The 402-nt window shown below is 46.5% G+C and carries 1 protein-coding gene; it reads right to left on the reverse strand.

Annotation, left to right across the window (positions count from 1 at the left end; all coding sequences use genetic code 11):
* The coding region (locus tag HK439_RS26550; RefSeq protein ID WP_190294477.1) for a substrate-binding domain-containing protein at positions 1-402 on the reverse strand (402 nt) is incomplete at both ends.

The raw sequence follows: 402 nt of genomic DNA on the forward strand, positions 1-402 counted from the left end.
ACTATAACCCACCACCGCTAACTGCTGCGGAATAGCAATATTTTTCTCTGCTGCCGCACGATAAATACTCATTAATTTCAGGCTGTCAGTAGCAAACACTGCCTCAGGCAACGGTGACTGGCTTAATAATTCCCGCGCGGCTTGCAGTGCTGTTTCATGGGTATAACCGCCGTCAACAATCCATTCATCACGCACTGCAATATTATGCGCAGCCAGGCTCTGCTTATAACCATTTACCCGATCCACTGAAACATGGACATCAAGCGGAGCATGCAGGCAGGCAATATTTTGATGCCCACTTTCAATTAATGCATCGGTCAACGCAATGCTGTCGCCAAAATTATCGGTATCGACAGAATAAACATGGGCATATTGACCTTCAACTTTGCCAATCACCACGAC

This window comes from Roseibium aggregatum, assembly GCF_014692675.1.
Lineage (GTDB): Bacteria > Pseudomonadota > Alphaproteobacteria > Rhizobiales > Stappiaceae > Roseibium > Roseibium aggregatum_C.